Below are 18,498 nucleotides of genomic sequence, written 5' to 3'. Positions count from 1 at the left end.
GCCGGCACGCTATCGTGGATCGGCGCCTCGCGTGCCATGAGCATGCCGCCGGCACGCCCGTTGAAGTGCGCGGTGATTTCCGCCAGCACCGACAGTGCCACGCTCTCCGGCGCGTCGCCGCCGATATCCAGGCCCATGGGGTAGTGCAAGCGCGCATAGGCGGGCAGGTGGCGGCTGATCGGCCCGATTTCGTCGAGCAGGCGCTCGGTACGACTGCGCGGTCCCAGCTGGCCGATATAGCTCGGCCGCAGGCGCAGCGCCCGTTCCAGCCAGTGGCGATCCTGACTGTAGCTATGCGACATGACCACCACCGCGGCGGACTCGAGCAGGGCGGCGAGGTCGTGATCCTGGTCGATGCCCAAGTGCAACACCTGGTTGGCCTCGGGGAAGCGCTCGCGGCGCGCAAAGTGGCGGCGGGCGTCGATCACCGCGACCTGCCAGGCCTGTTGCCGAGCCAGGCTCACCAGCGGCTGGGCGTCGTGGCCAGCGCCGAAAACCACTAGCCGGCGCGGGGGCGTCAGGTACTCGAAGAGTACTTCGACTTCGCCACCTGCCAGACGATAACGCTGCAATGCCGGGCTTTGCCGCTGCCGGACGGACTGCAAGTCGGCTTCCAGCGCCCGGGTCAAAGCAGCCTGCCGCAGGGTTAGGTGCAACTTGCCGGTGGGGTCGAGCGCGGCGCGTTCGGCCAGGCGTACGCTGTCGTCGCTACTGACGATCACCGTGGCCAGCACGGCGGGTGCGCCCGACGCTTGCACGTGGCGCAGCAGGGCCAGCGGCAGTGGCGTTTGTCCTCCCCGCACCCGCTCCAGCAGGATATGCACGGTGCCGTTACAGCCCAGGCCGAAAGCGAGTTCCTCTTCCTCATCGGCCGCGTCGACCCCCACGCCGGTACTGTAGGTACGGAGCACCGGTTCGCCGGCCTCGGTCAGCCACCAGGCTTTCTTGATCAGATCGCCTTCCAGGCAGCCGCCGCTCACCGTGCCGACGGCGCCGCCGATTTGCGGGATGAGCATTCGCGCGCCAGGGCGTCGATAGGCCGATCCCTCTACCTTGACCACGGTCGCCAGCACTGCTTGCTGCTGTGTGGCGTCCAGTTCGTCCAGCGCTCGCAACAATTGCACCGTCTCTCTCATGACAGCCTTTCCCGCTCGCTTGCCTGTGGTGCCGATTATTCACCAGGGCTCGCGCGGTATTGCCTGGCGAGCCTGGATGGCTCTTGAAGCATGGCTTAACAGTGGCAGGTCGCCAGGGCCGTTTCGCTTCAGTTTTTCTCAATCAAGTGGGGTTTTTATATCGTTTGTCGCACCCCCGGCAGGCTGCCGAACATAGCCTCATGGCGCCGTGGTCGCGGCACCTGAAACTGGAGGTCGAACAATGAGAACGTCCCTGTGGAGCACCGATGCTCCCGCGAGGCTGCTTGCTTCCTGCCACCGATCCACTGGCGAGATCGTCTTCCCGCCGGTTCCCGCCCATTCGCCGCTGGCCGATCAATACCAAGGCCTGCTGTTGGAGGGCGAAGGCACCCTGTACAGCTTCACCGTCATTCAGCCGAGCGCGAAAAGCGGCCTGCAGCCCTTCGCCCTGGGCTACCTGGACCTGGCCGGACCGGCGCGCCTGTTCGGTCGCATCAATGGCGCGCGGCGCCCGGCGATCGGCGACACCTGTCGCATCGTGCCCGATGACACCTACGGCTACGCATTCGAACTGGTGGAGGCTGCGCAATGACTCAGATGCACGTGATGGGCGGGGCCATGACCCGCTTCGGCAAGCATGTGGGCGTGAAGGCCCCGGAACTGGCCCAGCAGGCGATTCTCGCCGCCGTGGCCGATGCCGGCATCGCGCTCAAGGATATCCAGGCGATCTACTGCGCCAATGTGCTCGGCGGGATGATCCTCGGCCAGGTGATACTGCGCGACCTCGGTCTGGCCGGCATCCCGGTCTACAACGTCGAGAACGCCTGTGCCAGCGGCGCCACCGCCGTGCACCTGGCCAGGCATGCGCTGCTGGCCGAGCAGTACGACACCGTGCTGGTGTTCGGCATCGAGCAGCTCACCGCCCTGGGTGGCGGCACCATCCCGTTGCAGCGCAACGACGAGAAGACCGATCTCTACGCCGAAGCCGGCATGGTACTGCCCGCCGTCTACGCCATGCGTGGCACGCGTTTCCTGCATGAGCGCGGCGCCAAACCGGCCGATCTGGCTGCCGTGGCGGTGAAGAACCGCTTCCATGGTTCGCTCAACGCGTACGCCCAGCAGCGCACCGAGGTGACCCTGGAAGAAGTGCTGGCCTCGCGGATGATCGCCGACCCGCTGACCCTGCTGCAGTGCTGTCCCTCGCAGGTCGATGGCGCCGCCGCCCTGGTGCTGAGCAAGCGCCCCGGGCCGCATGCGAAGGACGTGCGCGTACTCGGCTCCATCGTGGTCTCCGGCCTGGCCGAAGGTCCGCGCGACGACATTCTCGACGCCGAGATCACTGCCCGTGCTGCGCGTCTGGCCTACGAGCAGGCCGGGGTCGAGCCCAAGGACGTCGGCGTGGTCGAACTGCACGACGCCTTCACCATCGCCGAACTGCTTTATTACGAGGCCCTCGGCCTGGCCGCACCGGGCGAGGCGGTGGCCCTGCTGCACTCCGGCGCCACCCGCGTCGGTGGGCGGGTGCCGGTCAATCCCAGCGGCGGCCTGCTGGCCAAGGGACACCCGCTGGGCGCCACCGGCGTGGCGCAGATGGTCGAGCTGATGTGGCAGCTGCAGGGCCGTGCCGGCGCACGCCAGGCCCATGCGCCGCGCATCGGCGTGGCCCAGTGCACCGGTGGCGGTATCGCCGGTGTCGATCACGCGGCCTCGTCCGTGCACGTGCTGGGGGTGTGAGATGAGCGAGAAAACCTTCCACAGTGGCCAGGTCGCCGCTGTCACCGGTTCCGCCCGCGGCATCGGCCTGGGCATCGCCAGCCGCCTGGCCGCGCAAGGCGTAACCGTCTACCTGCTGGACCGCGACGAGACGGCGCTGGCATCTGCCGTCGCCCGCCTGCGTGACCTGAGCATGGAGGTGCATGGCCTGGCCCTCGACCTCACCGACGGCGAGGCGGTGGCGAAGACCTTCGCGCAGATCGGCGAACGCCACGGTGCGCTGGATTTCCTGGTCAACAACGCCGGTGTGGTGCGCGACAAGCGCTTTCTGAAGATGACCGAGGAAGACTGGGACCTGGTGGTCGACAGCAACCTGCGCGCACAGTTTCTCTGCTGCAAGGCGGCGCTGCCGCTGATGCTGGAGCGCGGCTTCGGGCGCATCGTCAACCTGTCCTCGCGCGCCTGGCTGGGGGGCTTCGGCCAGGCCAACTATTCCGCCGCAAAGGGCGGGGTGGTCAGCCTGACCCGCAGTTTGGCCATCGAGTTCGCCGCCAAGGGCATCACTGTCAACGCCGTCGCACCGGGCATCGTGGACACGCCGTTGTTCCAGAACTTCGAGCCTGAAGTACAGGCGCGGTTGAAGGACACGGTACCGGTCAAGCGCATCGGCAACCCGGACGATATCGCCAACGCGGTGGAGTTCTTCCTCGCGCCGGCCAGTTCCTACGTCACCGGGCAAACCCTCTACGTCTGCGGCGGGCGCAGCCTGTCGTCGGCCAGCGTGTGAGGAGGTCGCCATGGCCGTCCAAATGGAAATCCGCGGCGCGGTAGCCCGCATCGTGCTCCATCGCCCCGAGGTGCTCAACGCACTGAACCTCGAAGCGCTGCACGAGTTGCGCGCGCACCTGGCCGAGGTGCGCGATCGCCGCGAGATTCGCACGGCGATCATCACCGGGGCCGGCGACAAGGCGTTCTGCGTCGGCGCGGACCTCAAGAGTACGCGTCAGTCGCCGGCCTCCTACGCCGAGGCGTTGTTTCTCGCCAACCAGCCGGCGGCCGACGCCGGCCTGTACATCCGCCTGATGGATCTCACCGACCTCGATCTGCGCAAGCCGCTGATCGCGGCGGTGAACGGCCATTGCCTGGGCGGCGGGCTGGAACTGGCGCTGCAGTGCAGCCTGCGCATCGCCTCGGACAATGCCAGCTTCGGCCTGCCGGAGGCGGTGGTCGGCTCGATTCCCGCGGTGTCCGGCCTGCACCGGCTACTCAAGGCGGTGCCCGCGGCGCATGCCATGCAGATGGCGCTCACCGGCCAGCGTATCGACGCGCGGCAGGCAGCGGTCATCGGCCTGGTTTCCGAGATCACGGACAGCCAGCTGGGCCTGCAAGAGCGCGCCTTGGCCCTGGCCGAGCGCATCGCCGCCGCCGCACCGCTGGCCGTGCAGGCGCTGCAGTCGCTCTCGGTGGAAACCGCACACCTGTCGGCTCGCGACGCCCAGCGTCTGACCGAGCTGTACTGGGGCGCCTTGCGCGACAGCGAGGATCGCCTGGAAGGGCGTGCCGCCTTCGCCGAAAAACGTACGCCGAACTATCGAGGGCGCTAGCCCCGGGAGGCCGCCATGCAATTGCACAATCCCTTTCTGCAGAGCCAGGGCGTCGAGCTGATTCACTGGGCGCCCGGCGAAGCCGAGTTCCACATGCCCATCGAGGCGCGCCACCTCAATCGCCAGGGCATGCTGCACGGCGGGCTGATCGCCACCCTGCTGGATGCGGCCTGCGGCTACGCCGGACTGCACACGGGGGAGGGCGAGGAGGAGCTGCACGGCGTGACCGTGATGCTGAACATCGCCTACCTCAACGCCGCACGCAGCGGCAGGGTGATCGCCAGGGGGCGGGTCAATCGTCAGGGCCACAGCCTGTACTTCGCCGAGGCCACGCTGAGTTCGGCGGACGGCGAGTTGCTGGCCACCGCCCAGGGCAGCTTCAAACGGGGAGGGCGCCGCCATGTTGCGTGATGCCCTGCAGGGCCTGACGGTGCTGGACTTCACCCAGATCGCCGCCGGCCCCACCTGCACCATGCTGCTGGCCGACATGGGCGCCCGGGTGATCAAGATCGAGCCGCCGGAAGGCGAGCTGGGACGCACCCTCGGCCCAGCCTGGGTCGGCGACGACAGTGCGCTATACCACGGTTTCAACCGCGGCAAGCTGGGCGTTTGCCTGGACCTCAAGCACCCGGACAGCCAGGCCATAGTGCGGCGTATGGTGGCCGAGGCCGACGTGCTGATCGAAAGCATGCGCCCCGGGGTGATGGGGCGTCTTGGCCTGGGCTACCAGGCCTTGGCCGAGATCAACCCGGCGTTGGTCTACTGCTCCATCTCCGCCTATGGCCAGCAGGGGCCCTTTGCCGACCGCGCCGGGGTCGACGGCATCCTCCAGGCCGACTCCGGATTGATGAGCCTGATCGGCCTGCCCGGCTCGCCACCGTGCAAGGTACAGGCACCCGTGGTGGACGTGGTGACCGGTTATATGGCCTGCATGTCCATCCTGGCCAAGCTGCATGCGCGTCAGCGCGACGGGCAGGGGGGGCACCTGGATGTCAGCCTGATGAATTCGGCGTTGGCCCTGCAGCAGTCCTCGATCACCAGCTACCTGCGCGACGGGCAGCGACCGACACCGATCGGCAGTGCCGCGCCCTATGCAGCGCCCAACGAGGCGTTCCAGACCGCCGATGGCTGGATCATGGTGGCCGCCTACAACGGCAACCGCTGGCAGCGATTGTGCGGAGTTCTCGGTCATGCCGAATGGGTGGGTGACCCTCGTTTCTCCAGTTCGGCGCAGCGGGTCAAGCATCGCCGCGAGATGCAGATGGCGCTCAATGCGGCGTTCGTCACCCAGCCAACCGCGCATTGGCTGCAGGTGCTGCGTGACGCCGACATCCTCTGCGCCAAGGTGGCCAGTTACGACGACTTGCTGGAGCATCCCCAGCTCGCCGAGAACGGTCTGCTGACCTGTGTCATGCATCCACGGCACGGTAGCCTGCGCACCCTGGGGTTCCCGGTGAACAGCGCCGAAGCGGCGACTACGCCGTACCGGCCGGCGCCCGATCTCGGTGAGCATTCACGCGGCGTGCTGCGTAGCTATGCCTTTAGCGAGGACGAGATAGAGGCGTTGACCAATAGCGGCGCGGTGCGCGACAGGCAGATCGCTGCGAGTTCCTGAGCAGGGAGCAGGGTAGTAGGCCGCCCCGGTTTCCCGAGGCGGCCTCTTGCTGGTCAGGCCTCAGGCCGCGTTGCGCGTCTGGCGCGCCTGTTCCAGCAGCCACAGGCGGAAGGTAGCCATATCTTCGCTTTCCGGTCGGTGCTTGGGCGTCAGCAGGTAGTAGGTGTATGCGCCCATATCGACGCTCTGCTCGAAGGGCCGCACCAGGGTGCCCTCGCGCAACTCCTTCTCCACCAGAAACAGCTGCGCCATGGCGATGCCTTGGCCGCCGACGGCGGCGGCATAGGCCATCGACGAGCTCTGGTAGCTCATGCCGGCACGTGCATCGACCTGGCCGATCACGCCGGTCGCTTCCAGCCAGTGCGCCCAGTCGTCCGGGCGGGCCAGCGAATGCAGCATGCTGTATTCGGCCACGTCCGCCGGGCCGTGCAGGCCGGGGCCGGTATCGAGCAGGGCAGGGCTGCACACCGGCGCCAGCACGTTGTCGCTGAGCACGTAGCAGTTGCAGTTGGGCCAGTCGCCGGCGCCCAGGCGGATGGCGGCGTCGAGGTCGTCCTTGTGGAAATCGACCGGATCGAGCGAGGCCGTCAACAGCACCTCGATCTTCGGGTGCTCCTGGTGGAAGCTGGCCAGGCGTGGGATCAGCCACTGCATGGCAAAGGTGGTGTAGGCGCGTACCTTGATCTGCCGGCGCTTGGGCGGGCGCTTGAGTTTGCGCGTAGCGCTGCGCAGCTCCTCGATGATGCGCGCCACGGCGTTGAAATACTGCTCGCCGGCGGGGGTGAGGCTGATCTGCCGGTGGCCACGGACGAACAGCGGCTGCTCAATGAACTCTTCCAGGCTGCGGATCTGTCGCGATACGGCGCCCGGGGTGACGTTCAACTCGTCGGCGGCGAGGGTGATGCTCAAGTGGCGGGCGACGGCTTCGAAGGCCCTGATGGCATTGAGAGGGGGCAGTCTGTCCTTCATTGAAATCTTCTTGTCGGTCGGCGGACGGCGCGAATCTTACTCTATATCTGATTGACAAAAACTCAAGCAAGAGGGGCTGTTTTATCGTTTGCCGCTTATGGCACGGCGTTCCTGGCATCCGCTCCCGGACGCCATCACAACAACCAGAGAGTGCCGCCCCATGAGTCATATCCACCTGATCGCCTGGCGCGATCTTCGCCGCATTTCACGCCATCCCCTGTGCCTGTGTTCCAGGACGCCGGGATGCCTGCCCACTGGTCGGGCAGGCACGGAGCTTGCTGCTTTACTGCTTAATTAGGCTGCACTCCATGAGGCCCCCTGGATGAACCGCAACGATCTGCGCCGCGTCGACCTGAACCTGCTGGTGATCTTCGAAACCCTGATGTTCGAGAAGAACCTGACCCGTGCAGCGGAGAAACTGTTTCTTGGCCAGCCGGCCGTCAGTGCGGCCCTGGCGCGGCTGCGTGACCTGTTCGACGACCCGTTGCTGGTGCGCAATGGCCGCACCTTCGAACCCACGGCACGAGCCTTGGCGATCCTCAGGGAGCTGCAGCCGGCGATGGACACCATTTCCTGCGCCGTCAGTCGTGCCCGAGAGTTCAACCCGGCGAACAACCGCGACACCTTTCGTATCGGCCTGTCGGACGACGCCGAGTTCGGCTTGTTTCCGGCATTGCTCAACCAGATCCGCGAGGAAGCGCCGGAAGTGGTGATAGTGGTGCGGCGAGTAAATTTCCTGCTGATGTCGCCGATGCTGGCCTCGGGTGAAATTTCCGTCGGCGTCAGCTACACCACTGACCTACCGGCCAACGCCAAGCGTCGCAAGCTGCGCGAACTCAAGGTCAAGGTCCTGCGCGGCGATGATCGCCCCGGGCCGCTGACCCTGGACGAATACTGCTCGCGCCCGCATGCGCTGGTGTCGTTTTCCGGCGATCTGAGCGGCAATCTGGATAACGACCTGGCCAAGCTGGGCCGCACGCGTCGGGTGGTGCTGGCGGTGCCGCAGTTCAGCGGATTGCGCTCGATCCTCGCTGGCACCGAGTTGCTCGCCTCGGTGCCGGATTATGCGGCGGCGGCCTTGATCGAAGGCACCAGCCTGCGCGCCGACGATCCGCCGTTCCCGATCGTCACCTCCGATCTCGCCATGGTCTGGAGCGGGGTGACCGACAACGACCCCGCCGAGCGCTGGTTGCGAAGCAAGATCGTCGAGCACATGGCCACGCCCGACCTCTAGCAGTTGCCGGCCGGGTGTGCCTGGCCCTCCGTCAGGTACACGCACAGATCGGTCAGCGGTGGCATGGCGGGAATCTCGAAGTACATCTGCACCAGCCAGCCGCGGTGGTAGGTGGCGTGATTCACCACATGCAGCAGCATGGCGCCGGCCGTCATGCTGCCTCGATTGCCTGAGACAAAGGCGAAATCGATGACCTCGTCCAACGAGCTTTCGCTCAACTGCGCGCTCCAATCGACGTACCAGTCGTCGACCTCTCGCTGCGCCTGGCACAGCTCGGCAAGGGCTGGGTAGGGCATGGCCTGGCGTGAAGTGAAGCCGTGATCGCGATGCTGCAGGTGGGCCTGCCAGATGCGGTCGACCACGTACATATGGTTGAGCACGCCGATCATGCTCTTGATAGGGCCGGCGCGCTCCCGGGAAAGCTCCTCCGCGGGCAGTTCGCCCAGGCTGTCGAAAAAGAGCTGGTCGGCCCAGCGCTTGTACTGGCTGAGCATGCTGGCTGTGGCGACGTTGATCATTGGTTGCCCTCCCAGGGGCGCAACGGTAGGTGTCCTTCGGTTGGTAGCTCCAGGCAGGTGTGGCAAGTGACTACTGGGTATAGACCAAATGCCGCTCAAGATCGACGCCTGCTCCCCCGGGAACGCAAACGCCCCGCGCGGAGCAGTCCGTCGCGGGGCGTTAGGGGCCTAGCTCCGCCTAGAGGCGGATGATCACCGACTTCAGCTGGGTGTAGTGGGAGAGGGCGTCGATGCCCTGTTCGCGGCCGTAGCCGCTCTGCTTGAAGCCGCCGCAGGGCGTCTGCACGAAGCCGCCGCTGTACTCGTTGACCACGATGCGCCCGACCTCCAGGCCGGCAGCGACGCGGTGCACGCGGCCGATGTCGCGGCTCCAGATGCCTGCGCCCAGGCCGAACTCGCTGTCGTTGGCGATGCGCAGGGCATCGGCTTCGTCCTTGAACGGGATCACGCAGAGAATGGGGCCGAAGATCTCCTCCTTGGCCAGGGTCATGTGGTTGTGCACCCCGGCGTAGACGGTGGGTTCGATGTACCAGCCGCCGCCAAGATGCTCGCCACTGGCCACCTTGCCGCCGATGACGGGTTTCAGGCCTTCACGCTCGGCGACCTCGAAGTAGCTCTGCACCTTTTCGAACTGGGCGCGGGTGGTGATGGGGCCGGAGGTGGCATCGAACTGCGGGCCGACCCGCAGCGCGGCGACCTCGGCGACGAGCTTGTCGAGAAAACGTTCGTGGATATTCTCCTGCACCAGCAGGCGCGTACCGGCGCAGCACCATTGCCCACTGTTCCAGGTAAAGGCGCGGGTGGCCCCCTTGGCGGCAGCGTCCAGATCTGCGTCGTCGAACACTATGTTGGCCGATTTACCGCCCAGTTCCAGGGTCAGCGGCAGGATGCGCTCGGCGGCGATACGGCCCAGTTCCTGGCCGGCGCTGATGCCTCCGGTGAAGGAGATCTTGCGCATCAGCGGGTGACGGGCCATCTGCGGACCGAGCACGCTGCCCTTGCCGACGATCACATTGAACACGCCGGCAGGCAGGCCGGCTTCCTCGACGGCGATACGGGCCAGTTCCACCAGCGAGGCAGAGGTGTGCTCGGAAGGTTTGGCCACCACCGTGTTGCCGGTCGCCAGGGCCGGTGCGATGGCTCGTGCCGCCTGATGCAGCGGGGCGTTCCAGGGCAGGATGACGCCAATCACGCCGAAGGGGTCGCGGCGGGTGTAGACATGATAATTCGGCCCCTGGTTGATGACCTCGCCATCCATCACGTTGACCAGGCCGGCATAGAACTCGAAATACTGCGCGGTGAGATCCATCAGGGCAGCCATCTCGCCGCCGGGTTTGCCGGTTTCGGCACTTTCCAGAGCACCGAGGCGGCCTTCACTGCGGCGGACGATGCGGGCCAGTTCCAGCAGCACGCGGCCGCGCTCGGAGGGGCGCATGTCGCGCCAGGCAGGCAGTGCCTGATGGGCGTTGTCGATGGCGAAGTCCATGTCCTGCGGGTCGCTGTTGGCCACTTCGCCCATCTTCTCGGCGGTGCGCGGGTCGAGCTTGTCGACGTAGAGTCCGCTGCCCGGCTGCACCGAGCGGCCACCGATATAACTGTCCACTTTCAACATCTTCGAGTCTCCTCGTTCATTTCCGGGCCCCTTGATCGGGTGGGCCTCTTGTTGATCGATGCACTGCGCATGCTCGGCAGGTTGGTGGCTGCAGCAGGCCCGTTCAACGGAGATTTCGGCTGTCGTCAGTTGAGAAAATATCACTCGGAAAGGCGCTGCGATGCCCGGGCCTGGCTCCCGCGTCATTCGCGCTGCGGGGCGACTGGGTTGACTTGCAGTCAACCGAAAGACGCGGAAATCTCGCTTCACCGGCCCCAGCCCTGGTGCCATCGTTCGTAGCAACGACAACAAAAAGACATGCTCACAGGAGCCATGCCATGAACAATGACAATAGTGCGGTATACAACCTCATGCCTGACGCCAGTTCGCCTGCAAGCGCCGACACCCAGGGGCGCAAGCTCAACAAGACCGAGCGCAAGGCGATAGTCGCGGCGACGCTCGGCACTATCGTCGAGTACACCGACTGGGTGATCTACGCGACCTTCTCCTCGATTCTCGCCAAGCAGTTTTTCCCCGCGGGCAATAGCCTCACGGCGCTGTTGTCGGTGCTTGCCGTATTCGCCGTAGGTTTTCTCATGCGCCCAATCGGCGGTGCGGTGCTCGGCGTGTTTGCCGACCGCTACGGGCGCAAGAAGGGCCTGACGCTATCGATCCTGCTGATGTCGGTGGCCTCGCTGGTAATTGGCATCTGTCCCAACTACGAGAGCATCGGCATTGCCGCACCTATCATCCTGGTGCTGGCTCGCCTGACTCAGGGCTTTTCGGCCGGTGGTGAGTTCGGCTCGGCCTCGGCCTTTCTGATCGAATCGGCACCGTCCAATCGCCGTGCCTTCGCCGGCTCCTGGCAATGGTTCGCGATCAACGCCGGCACCCTGGTGTCCTTTCTGCTCGGTTTCGTGCTCGCCTCGGTGGGTAGCGACACCGCCCTGGAGGACTGGGGCTGGCGGGTGGCCTTCATCATCGCCGCGGCGATGGGCATGCTGACCCTGTGGATTCGCTTGTCGGTGCGTGAAACCGAGGTGTTCAACTCGCGCGTGGTGCAGAAGGCCGAGGATAAGCGGCCGATTCGTGAAATTTTCACCAAGCACCGCAAGGATGTGGCGCGGGTAATCGGCGTGGCCATGGCCGGCAACCTGCTCAACTATGTGTGGATGGTCAGTTATCCGTCGCAGGTGCATCTGGTGACTGGCATGTCGATTCGCGAAACGCTGCTGGCCGGGGCCATCGCGGTGGGCGTGTCGTTGCTGTTGATGCCCTTGGCCGGCATGCTGGCCGACCGCGTCGGCCGGCGCCCGGTGCTGATCGCCTTCGCCGCCTGCGCCGCGCTGTGGGCCTGGCCGAGCTTCGCGCTGCTGCATGAGGGCATCAGCCTGGTGGAGGTGGCGCTGCTGCAGACCGTGTCGATGATTATCCTCACCGGTTTCGGTGCAGCCTCGGCGGTGACCATGGCCGAGCAGTTTCCGGCCGAGGTGCGTGTTACCGGCATCGCGCTGCCTTATGCGCTTTCGGTGACCCTGTTCGGCGGCACCTCGCCGTACATCATGACCGCCATGGCAGGCTGGGGGTACGGCCACCTGTTCTGGATCTACCTGGTGGCCGTGAGCCTGGTCAGCTTGTTGGTATACGTCCGCATGCCGGAGATGAAAGGTCAGCCACTGCGTTGAAGCTTCGGAGCGCCAAGGCCGCCTCTCGGGGCGGCCTTGGCGAAACCTCGCCAGGGCCAGCGAGCAGCATCAGGGAGCACACCTTGTAGTCCAGCTGATCAATGAGCCAATTCGTAAGTAGCGCTTCAAAACCTCTGCAGCCTTGCACGTCTTGTCCAATTCTCGGCTGCCATCGACCATGCGCCGACCCCGAGGCGTTAGCCGCGGGAAGCAACGAGTAACCCCAACCGCCAAAACTCGCCTCAGGAGGTAACCCGTGATGGATGCCTACGCCAGCCCCATAGCCTACCGCCAGGTGCTCGGTTTCGTGGCCGGCTTGTGGCTGCGTCGTCGAGGATACTTCTTCCTCGGGTTGACCCTGACGCTGGCGGCGACCGGATTCGACCTGCTGCTGCCCTGGGCGTCGGCACGACTGATCGAAAGCGTCGCCGAGAGCGCCGATCAGGCGATCGTGTGGCAGAGCTGGGCGTTGCTGCTGGCGGCGTTCGCCGGTTTCGCCATCAGTCGCAACCTGGCCCATCGCCTGTGGATTCCGCTGGCCGCGCGCAACATGCAGGCGGTTCTGTTGCAGGGCTTTGAACACGTGCTCGCCGCGCCTGCCGACTGGCACGCGAACCAGGCTACCGGCGAAACCGTGCGGCGCCTGCGCCGAGCGATGGAGGGGTATGACGCAGTCACCGACGCCGCCACCATCCACCTTGGCCCGGCACTGGTTGTGCTACTTGGGCTGATCCTGATGATCGGCTGGCGCGAGCCGTTGGCTGGGGTGCTCGCGTTGCTGGTGGCGCTTGCCTTCATCGCCAGCAACCTGCTGGTGGGTATGCACTGGATTCGCCCGGCTAGCCAGCAGGCCAATGCCAGCGACAGTCAGCTCAGCGGCATCGTGGCCGACGTGCTGGCGGCATCGGTGACGATCAAGGGTTTTACCGCCGAAGGGCGTGAGCAGGGTCATATGGCACAAGTCGCCCATGTCTGGGGGGCTTCCTCAGCCATGGCCTGGCGCCGCTTCGTCGACCTCGGACTGGTCCAGAACTTGTTGCTACTGCTGCTGCTCACCGGTTTGAGCGGCGTGGCGCTGTACACCTGGATGCGTGGAAACACCGGCGCCGGCGACGTGGCCTTCGCCGTGACCTCCTTCCTCCTCATGGCGGGTTATCTGCGTGGTTTCGGCGAAAACCTGCGGGTGGCGCAGAAGGGCCTGGAGGATGCGGCCGATGCGCTGATGCTGACGGCGTTGCCGCGCGAGGAAACAGTTGAGCAGGTGGTCGAGGACAGGCTCTGGCGTGGCGAGGTGGTATTCGAAGGGGTGAGCTTCGCCTACCCGTCCACCACCTTGCCTGTTCTCGATGGTCTGGACCTGCGCGTCAGGCCTGGGGAAACGCTCGCCATCGCCGGTCCCAGTGGCTCCGGCAAGTCCACCCTATCCCGGCTGTTGCAGCGCTTCTACAGCCCGGATAGGGGGCGCATTCTGCTGGACGGACGGGATATCGCAACATTGCCCCTGGCTGCGCTGCGCCAGCATGTTGCAGTGGTGACTCAGGAGCCGATGCTGCTGAATCGCTCGATCCGCGAAAACATCCTGTACTCGCGGTCGGGCGCCAGCCAGGAAGAGATGATCGCCGCCGCCAAGGCAGCCTGTGCGCACGATTTCATCATGCAGTTGCCGCATGGCTACGACACCCAGGTCGGTGCCTATGGTGCGCGCCTGTCCGGTGGCCAGCGCCAGCGCCTGGCCCTGGCGCGCGCGCTGCTGGTGGATGCGCCGCTGCTGGTGCTGGACGAGGCGACCTCGGCGCTCGATCCGCAGACCGAGGCCCAGGTGCTGGCGAATCTCGCCACCTTGCGTCCGCAGCAGACCCGTATCGTCATCGCCCATCGTCCTGCGGTGATACTGGCGGCGGACCGGGTGGTGCGGATGGCGGCGGGCAAGGTCAGCGAGAGCGCCGCCATCTGAGCGGCGCCACCTCAGAGAACCAGCGGGACTTCGGCGACCTGTGCCAGGCTTTCGCGCTCGTTGCGCAGAAAATCGATCAAGGCGCGCAGTTTGGCGGGGACTCGGCGTCGGTCCGGATAGTAAAGGTGCAGGGCAGGGCAGGTCGGGCTCCAATCCTCCAGCAGGCGCACCAGTTGCCCCTGCTCAATGAAGGGTTCGATATAGCCATTGATCATGTAGGCGATGCCGAGTCCGTCCAACGCCGCTCGTACCAGAATCTCCGAGTCATTGAGGATCAACCGGCCCTTGGGCGGCAGGTCATACTTTTCATCGCCACGGGAAAAGCTCCAGCGCTCGATTTGCCCGCTGGTGGTATGGCGATAGCCGATGCAGTTGTGCGCCAGCAATTGCTGTGGATGAGTCGGCACCCCGTGCTGTGCCAGATAGCTCGGCGACGCGATGATCTGAGCCTGCAGCGGCGGCCCGACCGCAATTGCCACCATATCCTTCTCGACTGCCTCGCCAAAGCGGATACCGGCATCGAAACCCTGACTGACGATATCAACCAGCAGGTTTTCCACGCGTATCTCCAGGTTGATCTCCGGATAGGCAGCCATGAAGCGACTTAGCACTGGCTGCAGAACGATCAGATGCGCGGCTCGCGGGACGTTGATTCGCAACAGGCCTGAAGGATGATCGGCTTCGCGCCCCAGTTCGCGGGACGCCGAAGTCAGTAGCTCAAGGGCTGGCTGCACCCGCACCAGGTAGCGTTCCCCGATCTCGGTGAGGCTGACACTGCGGGTGGTGCGGTTGAACAGCACCAGGCCTAGACGTTGCTCGAGGTTACGGATGCTCTGGCTAACCGCCGAAGGCGACACCCCCAGCCTCACCGCGGCGGCGGAGAAGCCCTTCTCCTCGGCAACGGCAATGAAAGTCAGCAGTCCGTCTAAATGGTCTTGACGCATAGACCGCTCCGGCATCGGTGGGGGCCGAATGTACGACATTGCCAGCGCGCCGATTATGCAGATGGGCTTCAAGGGGCATGCAGCGGGGCCCCGGTTGAATTACACCTACCATACTAGTAGATGTAACGGATAAAGGTATTTGCCAGGCGGCACTGCTCAACGCTCAGGGCGGGCGTTTCGGGCGAACTCAATGAAGGCCTTGAGCGCCGCGGGGACGTGGCGGCGGCTTGGATAGTACAGGTGCAACCCTGGGTAATAGGGGCACCAGTCTTCCAGTACCTGAACCAAGCTGCCGTTGGCCAAGTGCTCGCTGACCATGTCCTCGAACACGTAGGCCAGGCCAACGCCCTGCAATGCAGGCCCGACCATCAGGGCGACGTCGCCCAGTATGAGAGGGCCTTCTACATCGATTTCCAGTTCGATACCGCCTCGGGCGAACTCCCAGCGATAGAAGGCGCCGCTCGGAAAGCGATGGCGGATGCAGGGCAGGCCGTGCAGATCCTGTGGCTGCTGTGGCGTCTGATGACGCTGGAAGAACTCCGGCGACGCCACCACCACCGAGCGCATGTAGGGCCCGATGGACAGGGACACCATGTCCGCCTCCAGGCGTTCGCCAAAGCGCACGCCTGCGTCGAAGCCGGCAGACACGACGTCCACCAGGGCATCGTCGGTCACGATGTCCAGGCGCACGTCCGGGTAGGCCTCGAGAAAGCGGCTGGCCAGTGGCAGCAGAACCAGTTGTGCGGCGGGGCGGCCGGCGGTGATGCGGAGGTTACCCGACGGTTTGTCGCGAAAGCTGTTGAGGTCTTCGAGGGCGTCGTCGATATCGCGAAAAGCTGGTTTGACCCGGTTATAGAGGCGCTCGCCAGCTTCGGTCAGTGCCACGCTGCGGGTGGTGCGATTGAACAGGCGGACCCCCAGACGGGTTTCCAGGGCCCGCAACGCATGACTCAGTGCCGACGCAGAGAGCCCGAGCTCTACCGCCGCGCGGCTGAAGCTGAGGTGCTGGGCGATGCTCAGGAAGATCGACAGATCTGCGGCGGATACCGGCTTCATATGTGAATCCTGCTCACAAAGTCATGTGAATTTCTTGGGATTATCACATCAGTAGTTGGATTTTAGAGTGGCGTCAACTCATCGAGAAGGCCCGGCAATGGTGCAGGGTCACTGACAGGAGGAGTTGATATGCGTACTTGGTTCATTACTGGAGCCTCCCGTGGTTTTGGCACGCTGATCGCAGAACATGCTCTGCGTGCCGGTGATGCCGTGATTGCCACCGCTCGCAAGCCTGAAGATGTCGTGGCCCGCCTCGGCAGCCATCCCAACCTGCTGGCCGTGCGTCTGGACGTGACCAGTGAGGCCGAGGCCCATCAGGCCGTCGCCGAAGGCGTCAAGCACTTCGGTCGTATCGATGTGCTGGTCAACAACGCCGGCTTCGGCGTACTTGGTGCGGTAGAGGAAACCAGCGCCAACGAAACCGAGCGCCTGTTCGCCACCAACGTGTTCGGTGTGCTCAACGTGATCCGCGCGGTGCTGCCGCACATGCGTCGGCAGCGCTCCGGCCACATCATCAACATTTCCTCCATCGGCGGGTACCAGGCCTACATGGGGTGGGGGGTCTACGGCTCCACCAAGTTCGCGGTGGAAGGCATCACCGAGGCACTGCATCAGGAAGTCGCGCCGCTGGGCATCCACGCCACTGTGGTCGAACCCGGCTTCTTCCGTACCGACTTCCTCGACGAGCAGTCGCTGGTGAAGACCGCGCTGGAACTGCCGGATTACGACGAAACCGTGGGCGCCATGCGCCGCTTCGCCAAAGATGCCAATCATGCGCAGCCGGGCAATCCGGTGAAGTTCGCCGAGGCCATTCTGGCTCTGGTCAATGCGCCGAAACCACCGCAGCGCCTGCCCTTGGGCAGCGACACCGTGGCGCGCATTGAGGAAAAGAACCACTTCGTCGCCAGCGAGCTGGCCGAGTGGAGAGACCTGGCCCTGTCCACCGACTTCCAGGCCTGAAGCAATCGTCCAACCTTGTAGAGGAAAGACTCATGAAAGCCATCCTGTTCTCTGTACTCGGCGTGCTGATGACCACTCAGGCCATGGCCACCGATCAACCGACCGCGCAGTCGTCCGACGCAGTCATCGATTACCACTACGGCATGCACCTGGATATCGCTCGGGTGGTGTCGCATAGCGAAATCCCGAATGTGTGTCATGCGGTGCCTGTGGAAATGACCTACGAGGATTCCAATGGTCAGCAGCACAGGATTCGCTATCAAGTAATGGGCAACGGCTGCCTGGGCGGCTAAGCCTCCCTCCTGCAACAGTCTCAGAAACCGGGCTTGCCCCGGTTTCTGTTTTTTCGCTCATGGAATTGATCCGCGCTCAGGTTGAACGCGCCGTCGATATGCCCTTCGCGAAACTCGGAGTCGCTACGAACGTCCAGCAGGGTTACACCTTCGGCAATCCGTGCTCGCGCTTGCCGCGGGCTAATCTGCAGTCGTCGACGGCGTAGCCTGCGCCGCGCGGCGCAGCAAGTCTTCGTCATGTTCGGCCATGGGGGACCTCTCAATAGGGTTTGTCGCCCAGGATGGTCGCGCGATGCATCACCCTGCGTTGTGGGCGGTAGTCATCGACGGCGTAGTGCTGGGTGATGCGGTTGTCCCAGAAGGCCACGTCGTTTTCCTGCCAGCGCCAGCGGATAGTGAATTCCGGGCGCGTGGCGTGGGCGAAGAGAAAGCGCAGCGGGGCAGCGCTTTCGGCGGCTTCCAGTTCGTTGATGCGGTTGGTGAAGCCGTCGTTGACGAACAGGCCCTTGCGTCCGGTAACCGGGTGGGTGCGCACCACCGGGTGCACCACGGGCGGGTGGGTGCGCTGCACCTCGTGGTAATGCGCCAGGGCCTCGGGGGTGTTGCCGAAGCGCTCCAGGGGGAAGGAGCGGGTGAAGTCGTGGGTGGCGGTGAGGCCGTCGAGCAACCGCTTTAGCGGCTCTGACAGGGCGTCATAGGCCGCGCTGCTGCTCGCCCACAGGGTGTCGCCGCCATAGGCCGGCAGGTGCTTGGCGGCGAGTATCGCGCCGAGGGCCGGGGTTTGCAGAAAGCTGACGTCGGTGTGCCAGATGGCGTTGTCACGCACGTCGGTCACGGCGGTGTCGAGCACGAGGATTTCGGGCTGCTCGGGCACGTTGGGGTAGAGCGGGTGGATGTGCAGGTCGCCGAACTGGGCGGCGAGGGCGGCCTGCTGTTGCGGCTCGATGGGCTGCTCGCGTAAGAACAGCACCTGGTGCTGGAGCAGGGCGTCTTCGACTTGCTGGCGCAGGCTGGTGGTGAGGGGCTGACGCAGGTCGATGCCACTGACCTGGGCGCCGAGTGCCGGGCTGAGCGGGGTGATGTGCAGGGTCATGTCGGGTTCTCGCTCAATGTGCCTGAGAAAGCTCGCCGCTCAAGCGCCTTCTCACAGGTGTGCGCGGTCGAGCAGGAGAGGGCGCCGTGCGTACCGGCAGATCGCAAAGCCATGATGGGTGAGGTGCCGGTGG

The 18,498-nt window shown here is 65.0% G+C and carries 19 protein-coding genes; 11 read left to right on the top strand and 8 right to left on the bottom strand.

Features of this window, described 5'->3' with window-relative positions:
- On the bottom strand, positions 1-1,136 hold a 1,136-nt coding region (locus N878_RS25440; protein ID WP_031304188.1), incomplete at its 3' end, for an XdhC family protein.
- A gap of 241 nt (positions 1,137-1,377) precedes the next feature.
- Here N878_RS25440 and N878_RS25435 point away from each other — a divergent pair.
- Genes N878_RS25435 through N878_RS25410 form a run of 6 tightly spaced genes read left to right on the top strand, consistent with a single transcriptional unit; the run spans position 1,378 to position 6,068 of the window.
- The gene (locus tag N878_RS25435; protein WP_031304186.1) at positions 1,378-1,728 is read left to right on the top strand and encodes a Zn-ribbon domain-containing OB-fold protein; all 351 of its coding nucleotides are present in this window, start codon (positions 1,378-1,380) and stop codon (positions 1,726-1,728) included.
- Complete coding sequence (locus N878_RS25430) at positions 1,725-2,870, top strand: thiolase family protein (RefSeq protein ID WP_021446285.1); 1,146 nt, start codon at positions 1,725-1,727, stop codon at positions 2,868-2,870. Before N878_RS25435 ends, N878_RS25430 begins: the two co-directional genes overlap by 4 nt.
- A 1-nt stretch (position 2,871) precedes the next feature.
- Positions 2,872-3,636 carry an SDR family NAD(P)-dependent oxidoreductase gene (locus N878_RS25425; protein WP_021446284.1) on the top strand — a complete coding sequence of 255 codons (765 nt, stop codon included), beginning with the start codon at positions 2,872-2,874 and terminating at the stop codon, positions 3,634-3,636.
- Positions 3,637-3,646: 10 nt separating this feature from the next.
- Positions 3,647-4,453: an enoyl-CoA hydratase/isomerase family protein gene (locus N878_RS25420; RefSeq protein WP_021446283.1), complete on the top strand. Its 807-nt coding sequence runs from the start codon at positions 3,647-3,649 to the stop codon at positions 4,451-4,453.
- Between the two features lie 15 nt (positions 4,454-4,468).
- Complete coding sequence (locus tag N878_RS25415) at positions 4,469-4,864, top strand: PaaI family thioesterase (protein WP_021446282.1); 396 nt, start codon at positions 4,469-4,471, stop codon at positions 4,862-4,864.
- Positions 4,854-6,068, top strand: coding sequence for a CaiB/BaiF CoA-transferase family protein (locus N878_RS25410; protein WP_021446281.1), 1,215 nt, complete (start codon positions 4,854-4,856; stop codon positions 6,066-6,068). The genes N878_RS25415 and N878_RS25410 overlap by 11 nt, the downstream gene beginning before the upstream one ends.
- Positions 6,069-6,128: 60 nt before the next feature.
- On the opposite strand, the gene gcvA is transcribed toward N878_RS25410, so the two are convergent.
- Positions 6,129-7,037 carry a transcriptional regulator GcvA gene (gene gcvA / locus N878_RS25405; protein ID WP_021446280.1) on the bottom strand — a complete coding sequence of 303 codons (909 nt, stop codon included), beginning with the start codon at positions 7,035-7,037 and terminating at the stop codon, positions 6,129-6,131.
- A gap of 322 nt (positions 7,038-7,359) precedes the next feature.
- On the opposite strand from gcvA, the gene N878_RS25400 reads away from it, so the two are divergent.
- Positions 7,360-8,271: a LysR family transcriptional regulator gene (locus tag N878_RS25400; protein WP_021446279.1), complete on the top strand. Its 912-nt coding sequence runs from the start codon at positions 7,360-7,362 to the stop codon at positions 8,269-8,271.
- On the opposite strand, the gene N878_RS25395 is transcribed toward N878_RS25400, so the two are convergent.
- Positions 8,268-8,789, bottom strand: a complete 522-nt coding sequence (locus N878_RS25395; protein ID WP_021446278.1) for a DinB family protein — start codon at positions 8,787-8,789, stop codon at positions 8,268-8,270. The genes N878_RS25400 and N878_RS25395 overlap by 4 nt on opposite strands.
- Positions 8,790-8,967: 178 nt before the next feature.
- A complete protein-coding gene (locus N878_RS25390; RefSeq protein WP_021446277.1) occupies positions 8,968-10,401 on the bottom strand; it encodes an aldehyde dehydrogenase in 1,434 nt (477 codons plus the stop codon).
- A 317-nt stretch (positions 10,402-10,718) separates the two neighbouring features.
- Between N878_RS25390 and N878_RS25385 the strand changes: the two genes are divergently transcribed.
- Together N878_RS25385 and N878_RS25380 are read left to right on the top strand one after the other, a co-directional pair.
- Positions 10,719-12,065 (top strand): MFS transporter, encoded by a 1,347-nt coding sequence (locus N878_RS25385; RefSeq protein ID WP_021446276.1) that lies wholly within the window; start codon positions 10,719-10,721, stop codon positions 12,063-12,065.
- Positions 12,066-12,324: 259 nt separating this feature from the next.
- Complete coding sequence (locus N878_RS25380; protein ID WP_021446275.1) at positions 12,325-14,019, top strand: ABC transporter ATP-binding protein; 1,695 nt, start codon at positions 12,325-12,327, stop codon at positions 14,017-14,019.
- Between the two features lie 11 nt (positions 14,020-14,030).
- On the opposite strand, the gene N878_RS25375 is transcribed toward N878_RS25380, so the two are convergent.
- A complete protein-coding gene (locus N878_RS25375) occupies positions 14,031-14,963 on the bottom strand; it encodes a LysR family transcriptional regulator (RefSeq protein WP_021446274.1) in 933 nt (310 codons plus the stop codon).
- 156 nt (positions 14,964-15,119) lie between these two features.
- Positions 15,120-16,019: a LysR family transcriptional regulator gene (locus tag N878_RS25370; protein WP_021446273.1), complete on the bottom strand. Its 900-nt coding sequence runs from the start codon at positions 16,017-16,019 to the stop codon at positions 15,120-15,122.
- A 129-nt stretch (positions 16,020-16,148) separates the two neighbouring features.
- On the opposite strand from N878_RS25370, the gene N878_RS25365 reads away from it, so the two are divergent.
- Both N878_RS25365 and N878_RS25360 read left to right on the top strand, forming a co-directional pair.
- Entirely contained in the window at positions 16,149-16,979 is an 831-nt protein-coding gene (locus tag N878_RS25365; RefSeq protein ID WP_031304182.1) for an oxidoreductase, read from the top strand.
- Positions 16,980-17,011: 32 nt separating this feature from the next.
- Positions 17,012-17,272 (top strand): DUF2790 domain-containing protein, encoded by a 261-nt coding sequence (locus N878_RS25360; RefSeq protein WP_021446271.1) that lies wholly within the window; start codon positions 17,012-17,014, stop codon positions 17,270-17,272.
- A 20-nt stretch (positions 17,273-17,292) separates the two neighbouring features.
- On the opposite strand, the gene N878_RS31115 is transcribed toward N878_RS25360, so the two are convergent.
- Both N878_RS31115 and tauD read right to left on the bottom strand, forming a co-directional pair.
- Positions 17,293-17,511 (bottom strand): rhodanese-like domain-containing protein, encoded by a 219-nt coding sequence (locus N878_RS31115; RefSeq protein WP_082457958.1) that lies wholly within the window; start codon positions 17,509-17,511, stop codon positions 17,293-17,295.
- Positions 17,512-17,531: 20 nt separating this feature from the next.
- The gene (gene tauD, locus N878_RS25355; RefSeq protein WP_021446270.1) at positions 17,532-18,365 is read right to left on the bottom strand and encodes a taurine dioxygenase; all 834 of its coding nucleotides are present in this window, start codon (positions 18,363-18,365) and stop codon (positions 17,532-17,534) included.
- Between the last annotated feature and the right edge of the window lie 133 nt (positions 18,366-18,498).

The sequence above is a fragment of the Pseudomonas sp. EGD-AK9 genome, from assembly GCF_000465935.2.
Taxonomy (GTDB): Bacteria; Pseudomonadota; Gammaproteobacteria; order Pseudomonadales; family Pseudomonadaceae; genus Aquipseudomonas.
This window is presented reverse-complemented; position numbering and strand designations above follow the sequence as displayed.